The following is a 15,929-nucleotide window of genomic DNA, read 5'->3' as shown; positions in this document are numbered from 1 at the left end:
CGTCGGCAGGTGAGGACGCACCCCGTCGAGCGGTCGACCGAGGTGGCAGAGTTACCCCATGACCGGGACCGCGCCGACCGCGAGCCGGACGCTGCGCCCGCCACCCGGCTACCGGCTGGCCGCCTCGATCCGGCCGCTCACCTTCAGCCCCTACGACCCCTGCGCCCGGATCGTCGACGGCACCCTCTGGTGGGCGACCCGCACGCCGGTCGGACCCGCCACCCTGGCCCTGCGCGAGATCGGGGACGAGCTGCGGGCCGACGGGTACGGGCCGGGTGGCGACTGGGTGGTCGCGCACGCCGACGCCATCGCCGGGCTGCGCGACGACCTCACCGGCTTCGCCGACCTGGCCCGGTCGCACCCCGTGGTGGCGCGACTCGCGGCCCGACACGCCGGGGTGCGGATGCCCGCCACCGGCCTGGTCTTCCCCCGGGTGCTCCGGGCCGTCTTCGAGCAGAAGGTGACCGGCAAGGAGGCGTACCGGGCGTACGCCGCCACCGTCCGCCACTTCGCCGAACCGGCGCCGGGGCCGGTGTCGCTGCTGCTGCCGCCCGAGCCCGCCGCCGTCGCGGCCACCCCGTACTGGGTGTTCCACCCGTTCGGCGTCGAACAGCGCCGGGCCGAGACCCTGCGCCGGGCCGCGGCCGTCGCCGACCGGCTGGAACGCTGCGGGGACGCCGCTGAGGCCACCCGCCGGTTGACCGCCGTCGCCGGCATCGGCGTCTGGACCGCCGCCGAGGTGGTACGCGTGGCGTACGGCGACGCGGACGCGGTCAGCGTCGGCGACTTCCACGTGCCGAACACGGTGGCCTGGGCGCTGGCCGGTGAGCCGCGCGGGGACGACGCCCGGCTGCTGGAGCTACTCGAACCGTTCCGGGGACACCGGGGTCGGGTCTGCCGGCTGCTGGAGATCGCCGGCGTCCAGGCGCCGAAGTTCGGCCCCCGCGCGCCGATCCGCTCCTTCGCCCGCTTCTGAGCGGATCAGGCGGCTTCGCGCAGGTCGGCCAGGCTGACCGGGGTACGCCTCAGCAGCAGCTCCGCCAGCTCGGGCACCGAGCCCACCTCGCCGAGGACGTTCTTGCCCCCGCCGAAATCCGGCGGATAGTGGTGCACCAGCCGGTACACGTACCGCTGCCGGATCAGCTCGACGCTGACCCGCCACCGCCCGCAGCACCCGCACACCCACTCCGGCACTCCGCGAAAGTAGCTCTGACCTGCGGTTTCCTGATTCGCCCGGGTGGCACGGCAGGGCGTACCGGCGGACACCGCGCCCACGGCGCGCCCGTGATCTGCCTCACCGCTGTCGGTGCCGTCTGGTTGACTGGCGCCGTGGACCTGCCGATCAACCCGCCGGTGGAGCCGATGCTGGCGCGCAGCGTCGCGTCGATCCCGACCGCGCGGGGAATGACCTACGAGCCCAAGTGGGACGGCTTCCGCTGCATCGTCTTCCGCGACGGCGACGAGGTGGAGCTGGCCAGCCGGGGCGGCAAGACGATGACCCGCTACTTCCCCGAGGTGGTGGAGCAGGCCCGTCGGCAGCTGCCGGAGCGCTGCGCGGTCGACGGCGAGCTGATCGTGATCCGCCGGGACGGGCCGAGCGGGCAACCCCGGCTGGACTTCGAGCTGCTGGCCCAGCGCATCCACCCGGCGGTATCCCGGGTGAAACTGCTGGCCGAGACGACCCCGGCCGACTTCGTCGCCTTCGACCTGCTGGCGCTGGACGGCGAGAGCCTGCTCGACGCGCCCTACCCGACCCGCCGCGCCCGGCTGGAGCAGGCGTTGGCCGGGGTACGGCCACCGGTGCACGTTACCCAGGTCACCACCGACGCGGACACCGCCCGCCGCTGGTTCGACGTGTTCGAGGGCGCCGGGCTGGACGGGCTGATCGCCAAGCCGGCCGACCTGCCGTATGAGCCTGGCAAGCGGCTGATGTTCAAGGTCAAGCACGCGCGTACCGCCGACGCGGTGGTGGCCGGGTTCCGCTGGCACAAGTCCGGCCCGGTGGTGGGTTCGCTGCTGCTCGGGCTCTACGACGACGCGGGTGTGCTGCACCACGTCGGGGTGAGCGCCTCGTTCACCATGGCCCGCCGGGCCGAGCTGCTGGAGGAGTTGGCGCCCTACCGCGACGTCGACGCCGAGCACCCGTGGGTGCACGGCGACCACGAGCGGGGCCAGCGCATCCCGGGCGGGGTCAGCCGGTGGACCGGCACCAAGAACCTGGAATGGGAGCCGGTCCGCCCGGAGCTGGTGGTCGAGGTGGCGTACGACGCGATGGAGGGTGACCGGTTCCGGCACACCGCGCGGTTCGTCCGCTGGCGGCCCGAACGCGACCCGCGCTCCTGCCGATACGATCAACTCGACCGGCCGGTGCGGTTCGACGTGGACCAGGTCCTGCGGGGCGACCCGGCGGTGCCGGTGGGAGCCGCGCCCGACTGACCCGCGCCCGACCGACCCGCGGCCGTCGACCCGATCACGGAGGCCCGACTCGTGACCCGTACTTCCGACCGGATCCGCCGCCTGCGGCTCGCCCTGGCCGGCCTGACCGCCGCCGTGCTCGTCACCGCCGGCTGCACAGTGCCGGCCTTCGCACCGCGCGCCGAGGTCGACGCGCAAGGGTCGGCCGCCCCGCCCGGCACGGCACCCGACTGGCGGGCCTGCCCGGAGGTGCCCGACGACCTGGTCGGACGCCGCGCCCCCGGCGTCCGGTACGACTGCGCCCGCATCCAGGTGCCGCGCGACTGGGCCGGCGGCACCGGCGCCACCACCGGTCCCGGCGCCGACGAGACCTTCGAGATCGCCCTGTTGCGGGTCCGTTCCGACAACCAGCGCGACCGCATCGGCTCACTGCTGATCAACCCGGGCGGCCCGGGCGGCTCGGGCGTGGACACCGCCGTCTACCTCTCCTTCGGCGAGCAGTTCGGCGGCCTGCCCGACAGCGTCATGCAACGGTTCGACATCATCGGCTTCGACCCGCGCGGCGTGGCCCGGTCCAGCCCCGTCGAGTGCATCTCCGACGCCGACCTGGACGGCGTCTTCGGCTACGACCCCGACCCGGAGAGCCAGGAGAAGTTCGACGTCTTCGTCACCATGGCCAAGCGGATCGGCCAGGGCTGCGGCGACAAGTACGGCGACCAGCTCAAGCTCTACTCCACCGAGCAGACCGCCCGGGACATGGACGCGATCCGCGCGGCGGTCGGCGACGACAAGATGACCTACCTCGGGTACTCCTACGGCACGCTGCTCGGCGCCACGTACGCCCAACTCTTCCCGCAGCGGGTGCGGGCGCTGGTGCTCGACGGCGCGGTCGACCCCCGGCAGAATCTGATCGCCGGCTCGGAGAGCCAGGCCAGAGGCTTCGAGCGCGCCTTCGACAACTTCGGCCGGTGGTGCGCGGCCAACGCCGGCAACTGCCCGATCGCCCCCGACGCCCGAGCCGCGGTCGTCTCCGCCATCGACAAGGCCACGTCCTCCCCCGTCCGCTCCGCCGACGGCCGCGAGGCCACCGCCGGTTGGATCTTCTACGCGGTCATCTCGTCGCTGTACAACGAGACCGGCTGGCGGCAACTCGCCCGCGCCATCGACCAGTTGGACAAGGGCAACCCCGACGCGGTGTTCCAGCTCGCCGACAACTACGCCGACCGCGACGAGAACGGCCGCTACACCAACCTCTTCGACGCCAACACCGCGATCAACTGCGCCGACGACGAGGAACGCCCCAGCCTGGAGCGCATCCGCCAGTTGCAGTCCCAGTGGCGTACCCAGTACCCGCTGTTCGGTCCGGCGCTCGCCACCGGCCTGATCTCCTGCACCGAATGGCCCGGCGGCACCGACCCCTACCCCACCGGCCGCGCCGAAGGCGCCCCACCGATTCTGGTCATCGGCACCACCGGCGACCCGGCCACGCCCTACGAGCAGACCCCGGCCCTGGCCGAGATGCTCGGCGTCGGACGCGTGCTGACCTGGGAGGGCGAGGGGCACACCGCGTACCCGCAAACCCCCTGCATCACCGAGGCCGTCGACGCGTACCTGATCGATCTGACGCTGCCCGCCGAAGGCCTGCGCTGCCCAGCCCGTTAACCAAACGACCTAATCAGAGAGTGCAACGTACGGCGTTCATTTCGATTGGACTCCGACACACGATGCAAGACCACAGAATATCCAATTCTTCAGAATTCGACTGACGATGAGGCTCCCCCCTGGGGGAGCTCATCTGCATCCCTTCGGATAAACTTCAAGTCCCCTCAAAGGAGGCCGCCTACATTCTTTCGAAATAGCAGATAGAGCCAACCTACCCTCTTCTTCGAGAGGCTCAAGATGCCTCCCCGCCAAGGAGCTCAAACCACCATTCCGGCGGAACAGCTTCGACTCTTAACCTCTCCATGACTCCTAGATTGAAACACCGCCCAGAATTCCGCGGATCCCACAAATTTCGGTACATCTCTACCGCATATCCCTGCGCGACCAGCGGAGATGCAACAAAGCGTGAATCCCATACACACCGGTTTCAAAATATTAACAACGACGAACTACCTATTCGACTAAAAATTCCACGGTAGACATCAAAAAGATGCCGTAACCCATAGCCGCACCAACTCCCCGAAGATCTTCATACTCAGCGATCCCGATCGTGCAATTACTAGCCACAAGAAGCCTTAAGAGAAAGCGAAACGCAAGTTCGGGCCGAGCCTCTGAACCCGCGTACAGATGTAGTGCATCCACAGCCACGGGAGCCCCCTCCGCGATGACGAGACCCGACCGAACGAGGCAGTTCGATAGGCGATCATGGAGTTGCTGAACTATGCGTCTGACCTCACTACCGCGCTCCCTGTAGTGCGAACCAGACGACAGGGGACAGCTTTCCCACTTGAGCCTTTCGTTACATTCTCCAAGAGCTCGACCAAGAAGGCCTTCGCTAGACATTCCAGCTAGCTGCGGCTGGTAATTCCCCATGGTGCTTGCAAACCAAAGACTTCCAGTATAATCGCCGCTCGCGTTCCCTTCGATCATGAAAGATAGATCATCCGCTAGCGCCACGAGATGCGACACCGACTGCCCATTCAGGTACGCATTAACAACCTCCATAGGCGTTCCCTCACTTGGCCAGTCCTGATGAAACTGCTGAGCTAAGGCAGTGACGCCGAAATCAAATTCAGCAATAGGATTCATACATACCCCTCAGCGAGGGTACGCGGTATAGACATAATAGCCACCAGAATGCCCCTTGGCTCGCTGGAGAACGATGGTGTAGGCGTTGCTGCTGGGCGAGATCGAACCATCTGCTCTCGCCACCACACCAATCGGGTCTTTCGTGCCGAACTTGCCGTTGATTTCGAGATTTCCCACGCCGCCCCCACGGAGCCACTTATCAATCTTGCCCTTATTCCCAGCCAATCCATAATCAACGACCTGCTGAGCGGTCTGAAGGTCAAGGAAACGTGATTTCACTCCAGTCGCCTGAGCCATCTGGATAAGTTGGGCGTCAGAAACATTGACGTGCTCGTTGAGAACGTGAGCATTCGGGAATCGGGCAGCGTCCCCCACAAGGTCGCCGCAGTTGTGCACGAGCACGGGACTGGCGCCGGCGAGCACATAGTACGTGTGGATGTTGGCGACCGTCAGGTCTCTCATCGTCTCGGCGCCGACGAAGTTGTTCGCCTTGACGACTGTGACCTGGCCAACCCGGCCGCCAAGTAGCTCACCAGGCAGCAAGAACGCCGCGTCGACCCACTCCCGCCGCGTCTCGCTCCAGAACGGGTGGTGCTGTGTGGTTTCGAGGACAACGATCTGTCCGTCGAGAGTCCGGACGGTGAGATCGGTCAGCTCGGTGTCATGGTTGACGTGCACCTGCTCTACCGACTCTGTTCGGGTCACCCCCTCTTCAGGGTCATGGGCGACAACCTTGTCACCCTTTTCGATCTTACCGATCGGCTTCTCGGTGCCGTCGGACATGAGCACAGGGGTTTCGGGGTCAAAACTATGCAGGCAGCTCTTCTTGAGTAGCCGGCTGAGGTTCTTCCCGTGACCCATTGATGCGATGTCCATGACGTGGCCACCACATTCAGCGCTGGCACCGGCGGTACACGCCTTGAACGCCTGAACGACGTTGAAGGTGCTCTCGGCAACCCGGCACAGGACGATGGCGGAGCAGAGCAGGGCACCTGCAACCTGCTTCTTCACCGACGGTCCGGGCCCCTTTGCCACCCGAGACTTCGCATAGTTTCGGTTCTGCTGGTATCGCTGGGAGCAGGCCCACGCACTGCCGTTCAGGCAGAGCCCTCGCTGATTTGCCTTACCGTTGCCTCGTGCCGCATCCTGGTTGACCGCGTCGATGAAGTCCGTGTAGATCAATCCCGAGGGATCCGACCAGGTGACGGGATTGTTGTTCGAGTAGGAGTAACCGTTCCATTGCTGCGGATCAGTGAGATCCTGCAGCGGATCAACGGAGATGAAGATGCCGAGAGTCGGGTCGTAGAATCGAGCGCCCAGCAGGGTCAGGCTGGTGGGATCCTGGACACCGCCAACGAACCCGCGCTGTCCAGCAGGCCAAACACCGCCGTTGGAACCCCTCGGATTGCCGTAGGGGTCGACATACTTGACGGTGTCGACGCGGGTGACCGAGTTGACGGCCCATTGTGTCGAGCCCTGGTGGTCGGAGCCCAGCCACACGAGGTCACCTGCGCCTGTTACCGATGACACGGTACGGGAGGCGATCACGCTTCCCGCGTGCCCGTAGTAGCGGGTCGCCGTTTTGTTCAGGCCGGAAACGGTCAGTTCGTGCCCGGCGACGTAGACCGTCGCGTCGCCGTTCGGATCGATCCGGGCGACACGGTTGCCGTTGGTGTCGTAGTGCATCCGAGTGACGCCACCCGGCCCGCTGATCTCGGTGAGCTTGCCCTGTGCGTTCCAACCGAGGGTCTCGGCGACACCGTCGACCCGGCGGGATGTGAGATTGCCCGTGGCGTCCCAGTCGTAGTGGTCGACGCGCGGGCCGGTCGTGACGGTACGCACCGCGTGCGGCTGGCCCACCGCTGACGCATAGCCATAGGTGGAGGTCACACCGGTGCGCCGGTCCGTCACCGATTCTCGGGAGCCAGCTTTATCGAAGGCGTACGACGTCCAGTACGGTGACACACCGCCCACGTCACCCGGATGCGGTTCGGTGGCGCAGATGTTCATGCTCTGCGTCCATGCCTGGGTGAGCCGGCGAAGTTGGTCGTACTGGAAACACTGGATGTCGCTGTCACCGGGTCGCGGGGTGCCGTCGTTGGTCTCTGGCTGGTTGGCCATCGACCGCACGTTGCCGGCCGGGTCGTACTGATAGGCAAGCGCTGCGACGTTGGTGATGCTGGCATCCCGGTCGAAGTAGAACTCGGCAAGCCGTCGAGTCACGTCGTCGTAGACGTACGTGTGGTACCCCTGCGGCCGGGTGTTGGTGCCGAGTTTGCGTTGTAACAACTCGCCGTAGGGCGAGTACGTGGCGGCATCGACGTAGGTGGTGATCGTGTTAGACGAGGACTGGCCCAGCAGCCGAGTCACATTGCCCTGGTCGTCGTAGGCGTAGCTGAGCATCTCCCGTTCAAGGCCACCGATACCCGGCAGGTTCACACGCTCAGGCGAGCCGTCGATCTTGAAGGTTGAGGTAGAGACGTAGGTGCCGGCGGCACCTGCGAGGCCAGGCACGGCCGGGATGACGGATTCCTCGTCCATGACCTGGTAAGCGTTGCTGTAGGCAAAGATCTCGCGGGTGAACTGGTAGCCGTTGACAACGGAGAGCTCTTTGGTCAGTTGCCCCGTGGCGACGGTGTCGTAGGTCCACTCACCGGCCAACTGACCGTTGGTCAGACGCTTGCGTTGCCGCCCCAGCAGGTCGTACTCGGTCGACACCACCTGTCCACGGGCGTCGGTGGTTGACGTGACCTCATTGCTGTTGTCGTACGTGAGAGTGGTGACACCCTTGTCCGGATCGGTGGTGCGTACGTTCCGGCCCCGTAGGTCGTACTCGTACCGCCATACCTTGCCGGTCGGGCCGGTCACAGTGGCCAGGTCGCCGCGGGGGGTGTACGCGTAGCGCGTGGCGTCGTACCCGCCGGTGGGGGTTCGACCATGGAACTGCCGTAGATCAGTGGTCCGCTGACGGACGTCGCTGATGGTCGCGGTGGTGGTTCCTCCCTCGGGCGGGGTGACCGTGACCTGCCAGCCGTCTGGGTTGCCGCCGTAGCTGGTGACCGTGGCCCAGAGTTGACTGTCGCCCGACCAGACGCCTTCGCTGATGACCCGGCCGAGCGCATCCCGGCTGTACACCGTCCGGACCCGGTCCGCGCCGGGATTCAGTTGCACGAGGCCGTTAGCGGGTACGCCCGTCACGTACGCCGGGCCAGCCTGATATGCCTCAAGGCCCCGATCGTTGTAGCCGGTCGAAGACACCAGACGCTGTCCGCCGATGGCGTCCTTCTGTGTCTGCACGTTGCGGAACAGAGAGTCGAACAGTCCGATCTCGGTGATGTAGTTGCCGTTGGGGCCGAGCCGCTTGGTGGTGACAGCCAGTGGTCCGTCGTTGCGGACCAGATAGCCGAGGTCGAGGTTCGGTGTCTGCGTGGCCTTGGCCCGGCCAGGCAACCACACCTTCGTCAGCCTGCCGAGCGGGTCGTGCGCAAGGTCGGTGCGCTTGTTGTTGGCGTCAACCATCGAGGTCGGTTTGGCCCAGGCCGGCTGTTGGGTGGTGGTCACCCGATGGCCCAAGGGGTTAGTGGTGACCGTCTGGGTCACCGGCCCCGGGCCCTCTGGGGTGTAGGTGGTGATAGTGACGCCGCCACGGGCATCCGTCACCTCCCTGGCGCGACCTAGGCCGTGTTTCGTAGGGCGTCGTTGTTGGGGTGTGGCGGTGGTCGCTAATGGGAGAGGTCTCCGGTAGTTGGTTCAGCGACCAAGCTGGAACTTCACACCGGAGACCTCGTGCCGAGCGTAGCGGCAGTGAGGCGACATGACCTGACCGACGTGCAGTGGGCGGTGCTGGAACCGTTGCTGCCTGCGGGAACGGGTGATGCTCGGCCGCGCAGATGGACCATGAGACTGATCATCGACGGGATTCGGTGGCGGGTGCGGACCGGATCGCCGTGGCGGGACGTGCCTGCGGAGTATCCGCCGTGGCAGACCTTGTATCGATGGTTCCGGCGGTGGCAGCGTGACGGTCTCTGGGCCCGGCTGCTCACCTCGTTGCAGGCCCGGGCGGACGCAGCGGGGCTGATCGGCTGGACGGTGAGCGTGGACTCGACCGTCAGCCGCGCCCACCAGCACGCGGCGGGAGCCCGTCGCGACGGTCAGGCGCAGAAGGAGCCGCCCGGTGGTGTGCAGACCGAGCCGGCAGATCACGGCCTCGGCCGGTCGAGGGGCGGCTGGACCACCAAGACGCATCTGGCCTGCGAGCAGGGCCGCAAACTGATGGCCCTGGTGGTGACCGCCGGACAGCGCGGCGACAGCCCCCAGTTCATCCCCGTACTGGCCAAGATCCGCATCCCCCGGATCGGTAGCGGCCGACCACGGACCCGCCCCGACACCGTGCTGGCCGACAAGGCGTACACGTCCAAGGCAAACCGCGCCCACCTACGAACCCGGGGCATCCGCGCGTGCATCCCGAGCAAGACCGACCAGGACGCGCACCGCAAGGCCAAAGGATCCGCAGGCGGACGCCCGCCCGCCTTCGACCCCAAGGTCTACCGCCTACGCCACGCCGTGGAGTGCGGCATCAACCAGCTCAAACAACACCGCGCCATGGCCACCAGGTACGACAAACTCGCCGTCCGCTACGAAGCCACCCTCACCATCGCCGCCATCAACCAATGGCTCCGAGCCCCACGAAAAACGGCCTAGTCCGTCGTAGGCAGTACGGGCGGTAGTCGCGTAGACCGGGCCACCAGTCCAGGTGTCGAGGACGTCCTCGCGTGTCACCAACCCCTTGGTCGGAGTAGCGCCGTGTGTGTTCGAGCCGTCGTGGAAGGTGCGGACGTCGGAGACGACATCGGCCGGACGGGACGGCGTCTCCGCACAGGCCTTGGCGACGGTCTCCACCCTGGAAACTGCGGTCCGAATCCAGTCGGTGTCGTTCTTTGCGTAGGTGGTACGGGTACAGGTCTCGTCACCCGTACGTGCGGTGTCGCCCAGGTCCGACACCGTCAAAGGCTGGCCTTCGTTGTCGTACGTGGTGCGGGTCTCCGAACGGGCCCACACGTTCGACGCGATCAACTTGCGGGATCGCTCGCAGGACGCACAGGCCAACCGGCATGTCACCGAGTGTTAAGAGGACATAGCGGATCTAATAGGTTCGTGCTACGGATCGATGTCCTCGCAGCGGGAGCGCTGTTGGCTCTGGCTGGCTGCTCGACCACCCCTCAGACACCCACCGGCGCCGAACAATCTTCCGGTACCTCGTCAGCCCAGTCCTTGACGACACCAGCACCTTCCCCGTCTGTCGCCAGGGGCCAGGTGCTGGACGGTGACGGTTACCAGACCTTGGTCGCCGGCGCCACGTACGACTTCCTCGCGATCGTGCACGGTCGGATGGCGGTGGGCGACGGCGGTTGTCTGATCCTGCGGGACGAGACAGGTCCCGGAGCGGTCGTGGTCTGGCCACCGGGAACCACGATCCTCGACGACGGACGTGTCGGCGTGCACGTGCCTGAGGTCGGAGCGATCGTCGTGGGCGATCGCGTCGAGGGCGGCGGTGGATACTTCGAGGCCCCGCTCACGGAGGACGAACCGCCGGGCCACCTGCCACCCATGCCGGGCGAGTGCGGACCCGCCGGCGCCCCGCTCGCGGTGTTGCAGGACGTCACCCGTCACAACGACGGCTGACGCCGCTCCGCCGCGCATCGGTTCGCGCCGCTGTGGGACGCTCGCGGGATGAGCGACGTGTTCTTCCGGGAGGCGGTCCGGGCCGACCTGCCCGCCGTCCTCGATCTGCTCGCCGACGACGTGTTGGGGCGTACCCGGGACGTCGGGGAGGTCGACGCCACGTACGAGAAGGCGTTCGCCGACATCAGCGCCGACCCGCGTAACCACCTCGTCGTCGCCGAGGCCGACGGTGAGGTGCTGGGATGCATGCAGCTCACCTTCATCCCGGGGCTCGGCCGGCACGGCACGGAGCGACTGTTGATCGAGGCGGTACGGATCCGCTCGGACCAGCGCGGGCGGGGCGTGGGCCGCCTGATGATGACCTGGGCGATCGACCGGGCTCGGCAGCGCGGCTGCGGGCTGGTGCAGCTCACCAGCGACAAGAGCCGCCACGACGCGCACCGGTTCTATCTCGGCCTCGGCTTCGTCCCGACCCACGAGGGCATGAAGCTCAGTCTCTGACCCTCGCCTCGGCCGAGGATCCCGCCGGCCTGAACCGTCCACGTCACAGGCGAGAACCGCCGCCCAGCAACCCGTGAGCGTCGACGACGCCCCGATCGACTGGCCCGCCGTGAACGACAGCAGATACTGCGGACGCCCAGACCCGATCCGTGGATCAGGCCCGGGGTGTTCCGTCGGACACCCCTGGCGCAGGCCGGTCGGTCACCTGCACGTGATCTTCAACCTGAGTCAGCTCCGCATGTCCCGGCCTGCCGAGTATCGGGGTGCCACCCAACGAAGATCACGCTCGATCCAGGATCGAGTGGCTGTTCTCGCGCTGTGAGCCCACTCGATCCCGGATCGAGCGTGATCTTGCCGAACGCGCCGCGTCCGGCGTCCGGCGTCCGGCGTCCGGGCATGGTCTCGCGGGACGCGTCGGGACCGACGACGCAGTGCGCCACGACCCGATGGGGTCGCGGTCAGCGGGGGCGGTCGCGGTCCTTGGAGGGTTGGACCCGCTTCGGTTCGCCGGGCATCTTCGGGTGGTCCGGCGGGTACGGCAGGTCGCCCTCGCCGGCTGCCGCGTCCCGCTCGGCCCACTCCAGCAGCGGGGTGATGTCCCACCCGGTGTCGTCGATGCCGGCGTGCGGGTCGCCGCGCTCGGCCAACCGCTTCGGCACGGTACGCAGGTCGAAGTCGTCCGGGTCGACGTCGGGCAGCTCGTCCCAGGTGACCGGGGTGGAGACGGTGGCCCGGGCGTTGGCCCGCAACGAGTACGCGCACGCGATGGTGCGGTCCCGGGCCATCTGGTTGTAGTCGACGAAGACGCGCTCGCCGCGTTCCTCCTTCCACCAGGCGGTAGTGACCAGCTCGGGGCGGCGGCGAGCGAGTTCCCGGGCCAGGGCGATGGTGGCCCGGCGTACCTCGACGAAGCTCCAGCGCGGCTGGATGCGCAGGTAGACGTGCACGCCCCGGCCGCCGGACGTCTTCGGCCAGCCGGGCACCTCCAGCTCGTCGAGGATCGCGCGCAGCTCGGCGGCGGCGGTGGCCGCGTGGGCGAAGTCGGTGCCGGGCTGCGGGTCGAGGTCGACGCGCAGCTCGTCGGGGCGGTCCACGTCGGTGGCGCGTACCGGCCAGGGGTGGAACACCACGGTGCCCATCTGCGCGGCCCAGGCCACGTGGGCGAGGTCCGCCGGGCACAGCTCCGCGGCCTTGCGTCCGCTGGGGAAGCTGATCTCGGCGGTACGCACCCAGGGCGGCACGCCTCGCGTCGGCACCCGCTTCTGGAAGAACATCTCGCCCTCGATGCCGTCCGGGAAGCGTTGCAGGGTCGTCGGGCGGTCGCCCAGCGCCCGCATGATGCCGTCGCCGACGCTGCGGTAGTAGTGGAAGACGTCGGCCTTCGTGAAGCCGCGCTCGGGGAAGATCACCCGATCCGGGCTGGACAGCCGGACCGTGTGCCCGGCGACCTCGATCTCCTCGGCCGCAGCCTTCGCACCTGCCATGGCGCGACCATATGCGATGGGTCCGACCTTCGACGTACGGTTGTCCGGTGAGTCTTCCCGACAGCGAACTGCCCCGCACCGAGGACGAGTGGCGGGTCCGGCTCAGCCCCGAGGAGTTCCGGGTGCTGCGCGAGGCCGGCACCGAACCGGCATGGACCGGAGAGTACGTCGACACCAAGACGCCGGGAATGTACCGCTGCCGTGCCTGCGGCGCGGAGCTGTACCCGAGCGACACTAAGTTCGACTCGCACTGCGGATGGCCGAGCTTCGACGACGCCATCCCGGGAGCGATTACCGAGATCGAGGACGACAGCCACGGCATGCGGCGGGTCGAGATCCGCTGCGCCCGCTGCGACAGCCACCTGGGGCATGTCTTCCGGGGCGAGGGCTTCACCCCGAAGAACACCCGGCACTGCGTCAACTCGCTCTCCGTCCGCCTGGACCCCAGCACCGCCTGACCACCGAGCGCTCCCCGGCCCGGCGGCGCCACCGCCGGGCCACGCCGCGTGGGGCCCCCGTCGGCCCAGCCCGCCTGGCGGTCAGACGTCGACCAGGCCCGTGTGCTGACCAGCCGTCGGCCGAAGCCCGGTCCCCGGCAGACCTCATCCCCAAGCCGGGTCCCGGTCAGGCCACAGCCCAAGCCGGGTCTCGACCAGCCCCAGCGCCAAGCCGGGTGCCAGCAGACGTCGACCGAGCCGAGTCAGCCCTGGCCGGGGTGCCGAACCAAGCCCGGTCCCGGACAGACGCCGGGCCGTGTCCGGGGCAGACGCCGGGTCCGGGTCAGCCGTCGGCTGCCGGGCGCGCCGTCAGCATCGCCACCTGGGCGGTACGCGACTCGGCGACTCGCCGGGCGAGGTCGCGTACCCGCTCGTCGGTGCCGGCGGCGAGATGTGCCCGGGCCAGGTCGGCGGCGGCCTGTTGGTGCGCGCCGAGCACCTCGATGAGTACCGTGTCGACCTGGCCGGGTGCGGCGTCGCGCAACCGGGCCAACTGGTCGGGGCCGGTGCCGTGCCCGGCGTGGTCGTCGGCCCGCGCGGTTCGTCCGGCCTGCGCCAACCAGGCACGGGCGTCGGCCAGCTCGTCGGTCTCGGTCACCTCGACGGCGGCCACCAGAGTCCGTAGCTCACCATCGACCAGCCGGTCCCGGACTAGCCGGACGATCTCCAGGGTCTGCTCGGTGTGCCCGGCCATCATCGACAGGAACAGCAGGTCGATGCCGGTCATCTCGGTCGCGGCGGACGGCGTTTGCGAGGCGGCGACCGCTGACGGCGTACCGCTCGGCGCGTGGTCCGCAGCCGGCACGGACACCCCGCCGCATCCGGCGGCGAGTAGCACGACGAGCAGCGCGGGCAGTGCGGTACGCCCGCGACGCGACGCGGCGGACCGCACGGCAGGCCGGTGGTGTCGCAGGCGGGACGCGGCGGCGCGTACCACCGGGTGGGGAGCCGGCGTGAGGTGCGGTGCGGGCCGGGCCCGACCGCACCTCACGCTGGTCAGAGCTGGGTCCACAGCGCCGGTACGTTCGGCGGCTCCCATCCGGCGATGGCGGTGTGCGCCTGCCGGCAGCGGTACGTGCGCCCGCCGTAGGTGACCTGGTCGCCGACGGCGTAGGCGCGGCCGGCGGTCCAGGTGCCCCCGACCGGCGGGTTGGTGGTCGGGCCGGTCGTCGGGGTCGGCGACGGTGCCGGCGGGGTGGTCGGGCTCGGGCTCGGCGTGGGGTTGCCGCTGCCGCCGCCGATCTGCAGGTCGACGCAGGAGTAGAAGGCGTTGGCGGTGTCCGAGATGTTCCACACGGCGAGGAGCTTCTGGCGGCCCGAGTAGCCGGACAGGTTGACCGTGTGCGAGACGGTGGCACCCGGCTGGCGACCGCCGCCGCTGAACACCGCGACCCGGCTGTTGCCGATGAAGTACTCCCAGTCGCGGGTGGCGTGCTGCGCGGTGTTGACCCAGGTGAAGGTCACCGTGGTGCCGACCGAGGTGGCGGGCCAGCCCCGGTTGTCGTCGTTGAGGACGGCGAAGTGGGAAATGTTGGCGTGGCAGTTGCGCAGTCCCTTGGGGCCTTCGACGCTCTGCGGCTCCCAGCGGATCTGGCCGCAGTCCGGGACGCGGTTTTGGGCGCAGAGCGCCTGGCGGCTCGGCGGCGACGAGACGTAGCCGTGGGCCTGGGCCGGGGTGGCGACGGCAAGGGTGGAGACCATGGCCCCGGCGGCGACGAGCGGGAGGGTGATTCTTCGACGCATGGCGGCACTCCCTTTCGGCATGTTGCCTGGTGAGGTGCCACCAACATAATTTAAACCTTGTTAACAGTAAAGACCACTATCGATAAAACGTGCGGTCTGAACGTCAGAGGACCAGCAGGCCCCCTCGCTCGTCGATCCGGTCGGCCGACTCGTCGTCGAACCACAGCCCACCCGTGGCGAGATAGCGGAAGCGGTATCGACCCGGACCGAGACGGACGGTCACCGTCCGGGTGCCGTCGCGCCGCGTGACCAACTCGTGCCGGCCGGGCTGCCACTCGTTGAAGCAGCCGACCACGCTCACCACGCCCGGCGGAGAGTCCCGGGGCAGGCAGAAAGTGACACGGGTCTGACTGCCGAAGAGTCGACTGCGCTTGATCATGTTTCCTCCGGTCCACGATCACCGGGACGCCAGCGCCACCCGCCGGCGCCACCGGATCGCCCATGCTCGGCCAGGTCACCTCGTACAACGGGCGACGCGCGCAGCCGACACGCCGAACCGACCGGACGAGTCGCCGCGATTCCTCTTCGAGCCAGTGCGATATGAGGTCAAATTACACAAAAGGTTTCTAACTGGAGGGATCCGTCGTGGCCACCTGTGAGGTCTGCGGTAACGACTACTGGCTGGCGTTCGAGGTGCGTACGGTCAGCGGCGACGTGCACACGTTCGACAGCTTCGAGTGCGCCAGCCACAAGCTGGCCCCGATCTGCGAGCACTGCGGCGTCAAGATCCTTGGGCACGGTGTGGAGGTCTCCGGCCGCTTCTTCTGCTGCGGGCACTGCGCGCGAGCCGTGGAGACCGAGCAGGGCGCCGAGATCCGCGACGCCGTCGGCGCCCGCCCCGCCTAATCGCTCCACC

14 protein-coding genes are annotated in these 15,929 nt (G+C 68.2%); 8 read left to right on the top strand and 6 right to left on the bottom strand.

Going from position 1 to position 15,929, the window contains the following annotated elements:
- Positions 1-58: 58 nt before the first annotated feature.
- Positions 59-976, top strand: a complete 918-nt coding sequence (locus ACZ31C_RS26630; RefSeq protein ID WP_465797601.1) for a DNA-3-methyladenine glycosylase family protein — start codon at positions 59-61, stop codon at positions 974-976.
- 5 nt (positions 977-981) lie between these two features.
- On the opposite strand, the gene ACZ31C_RS26625 is transcribed toward ACZ31C_RS26630, so the two are convergent.
- On the bottom strand, positions 982-1,194 hold the full coding sequence (locus tag ACZ31C_RS26625; protein ID WP_396744938.1) for a hypothetical protein: 213 nt from the start codon (positions 1,192-1,194) through the stop codon (positions 982-984).
- Positions 1,195-1,329: 135 nt separating this feature from the next.
- On the opposite strand from ACZ31C_RS26625, the gene ACZ31C_RS26620 reads away from it, so the two are divergent.
- Complete coding sequence (locus ACZ31C_RS26620; RefSeq protein WP_465797600.1) at positions 1,330-2,436, top strand: ATP-dependent DNA ligase; 1,107 nt, start codon at positions 1,330-1,332, stop codon at positions 2,434-2,436.
- A 72-nt stretch (positions 2,437-2,508) separates the two neighbouring features.
- Positions 2,509-4,077: an alpha/beta hydrolase gene (locus tag ACZ31C_RS26615; protein WP_465797691.1), complete on the top strand. Its 1,569-nt coding sequence runs from the start codon at positions 2,509-2,511 to the stop codon at positions 4,075-4,077.
- Between the two features lie 1,098 nt (positions 4,078-5,175).
- Here ACZ31C_RS26615 and ACZ31C_RS26610 read toward each other — a convergent pair.
- On the bottom strand, positions 5,176-8,826 hold the full coding sequence (locus ACZ31C_RS26610; RefSeq protein ID WP_465797599.1) for an RNase A-like domain-containing protein: 3,651 nt from the start codon (positions 8,824-8,826) through the stop codon (positions 5,176-5,178).
- Positions 8,827-8,970: 144 nt separating this feature from the next.
- On the opposite strand from ACZ31C_RS26610, the gene ACZ31C_RS26605 reads away from it, so the two are divergent.
- The 3 genes from ACZ31C_RS26605 (at position 8,971) to ACZ31C_RS26595 (ending at position 11,349) form a co-directional block, all read left to right on the top strand.
- The gene (locus ACZ31C_RS26605) at positions 8,971-9,867 is read left to right on the top strand and encodes an IS5 family transposase (RefSeq protein ID WP_465797598.1); all 897 of its coding nucleotides are present in this window, start codon (positions 8,971-8,973) and stop codon (positions 9,865-9,867) included.
- Between the two features lie 612 nt (positions 9,868-10,479).
- Entirely contained in the window at positions 10,480-10,848 is a 369-nt protein-coding gene (locus tag ACZ31C_RS26600; protein ID WP_465797597.1) for a hypothetical protein, read from the top strand.
- Between the two features lie 48 nt (positions 10,849-10,896).
- Positions 10,897-11,349 (top strand): GNAT family N-acetyltransferase, encoded by a 453-nt coding sequence (locus ACZ31C_RS26595; RefSeq protein ID WP_465797596.1) that lies wholly within the window; start codon positions 10,897-10,899, stop codon positions 11,347-11,349.
- Between the two features lie 458 nt (positions 11,350-11,807).
- On the opposite strand, the gene ligD is transcribed toward ACZ31C_RS26595, so the two are convergent.
- Positions 11,808-12,833, bottom strand: coding sequence for a non-homologous end-joining DNA ligase (gene ligD, locus ACZ31C_RS26590; RefSeq protein ID WP_465797595.1), 1,026 nt, complete (start codon positions 12,831-12,833; stop codon positions 11,808-11,810).
- 47 nt (positions 12,834-12,880) lie between these two features.
- Here ligD and msrB point away from each other — a divergent pair, with 47 nt between their 5' ends.
- Positions 12,881-13,291, top strand: coding sequence for a peptide-methionine (R)-S-oxide reductase MsrB (gene msrB, locus ACZ31C_RS26585; protein WP_465797594.1), 411 nt, complete (start codon positions 12,881-12,883; stop codon positions 13,289-13,291).
- 322 nt (positions 13,292-13,613) lie between these two features.
- Here msrB and ACZ31C_RS26580 read toward each other — a convergent pair whose 3' ends face one another.
- The 3 genes from ACZ31C_RS26580 to ACZ31C_RS26570 all read right to left on the bottom strand — a co-directional run bounded on the left by ACZ31C_RS26580 (position 13,614) and on the right by ACZ31C_RS26570 (position 15,452).
- Positions 13,614-14,222, bottom strand: coding sequence for a DUF305 domain-containing protein (locus ACZ31C_RS26580; protein WP_465797593.1), 609 nt, complete (start codon positions 14,220-14,222; stop codon positions 13,614-13,616).
- Positions 14,223-14,326: 104 nt separating this feature from the next.
- Positions 14,327-15,073: a lytic polysaccharide monooxygenase gene (locus ACZ31C_RS26575; protein WP_465797592.1), complete on the bottom strand. Its 747-nt coding sequence runs from the start codon at positions 15,071-15,073 to the stop codon at positions 14,327-14,329.
- Between the two features lie 103 nt (positions 15,074-15,176).
- Positions 15,177-15,452, bottom strand: a complete 276-nt coding sequence (locus ACZ31C_RS26570) for an isoamylase early set domain-containing protein (RefSeq protein WP_350693976.1) — start codon at positions 15,450-15,452, stop codon at positions 15,177-15,179.
- 206 nt (positions 15,453-15,658) lie between these two features.
- Here ACZ31C_RS26570 and ACZ31C_RS26565 point away from each other — a divergent pair, with 206 nt between their 5' ends.
- On the top strand, positions 15,659-15,919 hold the full coding sequence (locus ACZ31C_RS26565; RefSeq protein ID WP_131057241.1) for a Prokaryotic metallothionein: 261 nt from the start codon (positions 15,659-15,661) through the stop codon (positions 15,917-15,919).
- Positions 15,920-15,929: the final 10 nt, after the last annotated feature.

Source organism: Micromonospora sp. NPDC023869 (assembly GCF_055559695.1).
The sequence above is the reverse complement of the archived record's forward strand: the minus strand, read 5'-3'. Positions and strand labels throughout refer to the sequence as shown.

Coding starts and splice junctions, on each gene's coding strand:
- ligD (WP_465797595.1), bottom strand. CDS start 12,833: ATGGCAGGTGCGAAGGCTGCGGCCGAGGAGATCGAGGTCGCCGGGCAC.
- ACZ31C_RS26575 (WP_465797592.1), bottom strand. CDS start 15,073: ATGCGTCGAAGAATCACCCTCCCGCTCGTCGCCGCCGGGGCCATGGTC.
- ACZ31C_RS26595 (WP_465797596.1), top strand. CDS start 10,897: ATGAGCGACGTGTTCTTCCGGGAGGCGGTCCGGGCCGACCTGCCCGCC.
- ACZ31C_RS26630 (WP_465797601.1), top strand. CDS start 59: ATGACCGGGACCGCGCCGACCGCGAGCCGGACGCTGCGCCCGCCACCC.
- ACZ31C_RS26570 (WP_350693976.1), bottom strand. CDS start 15,452: ATGATCAAGCGCAGTCGACTCTTCGGCAGTCAGACCCGTGTCACTTTC.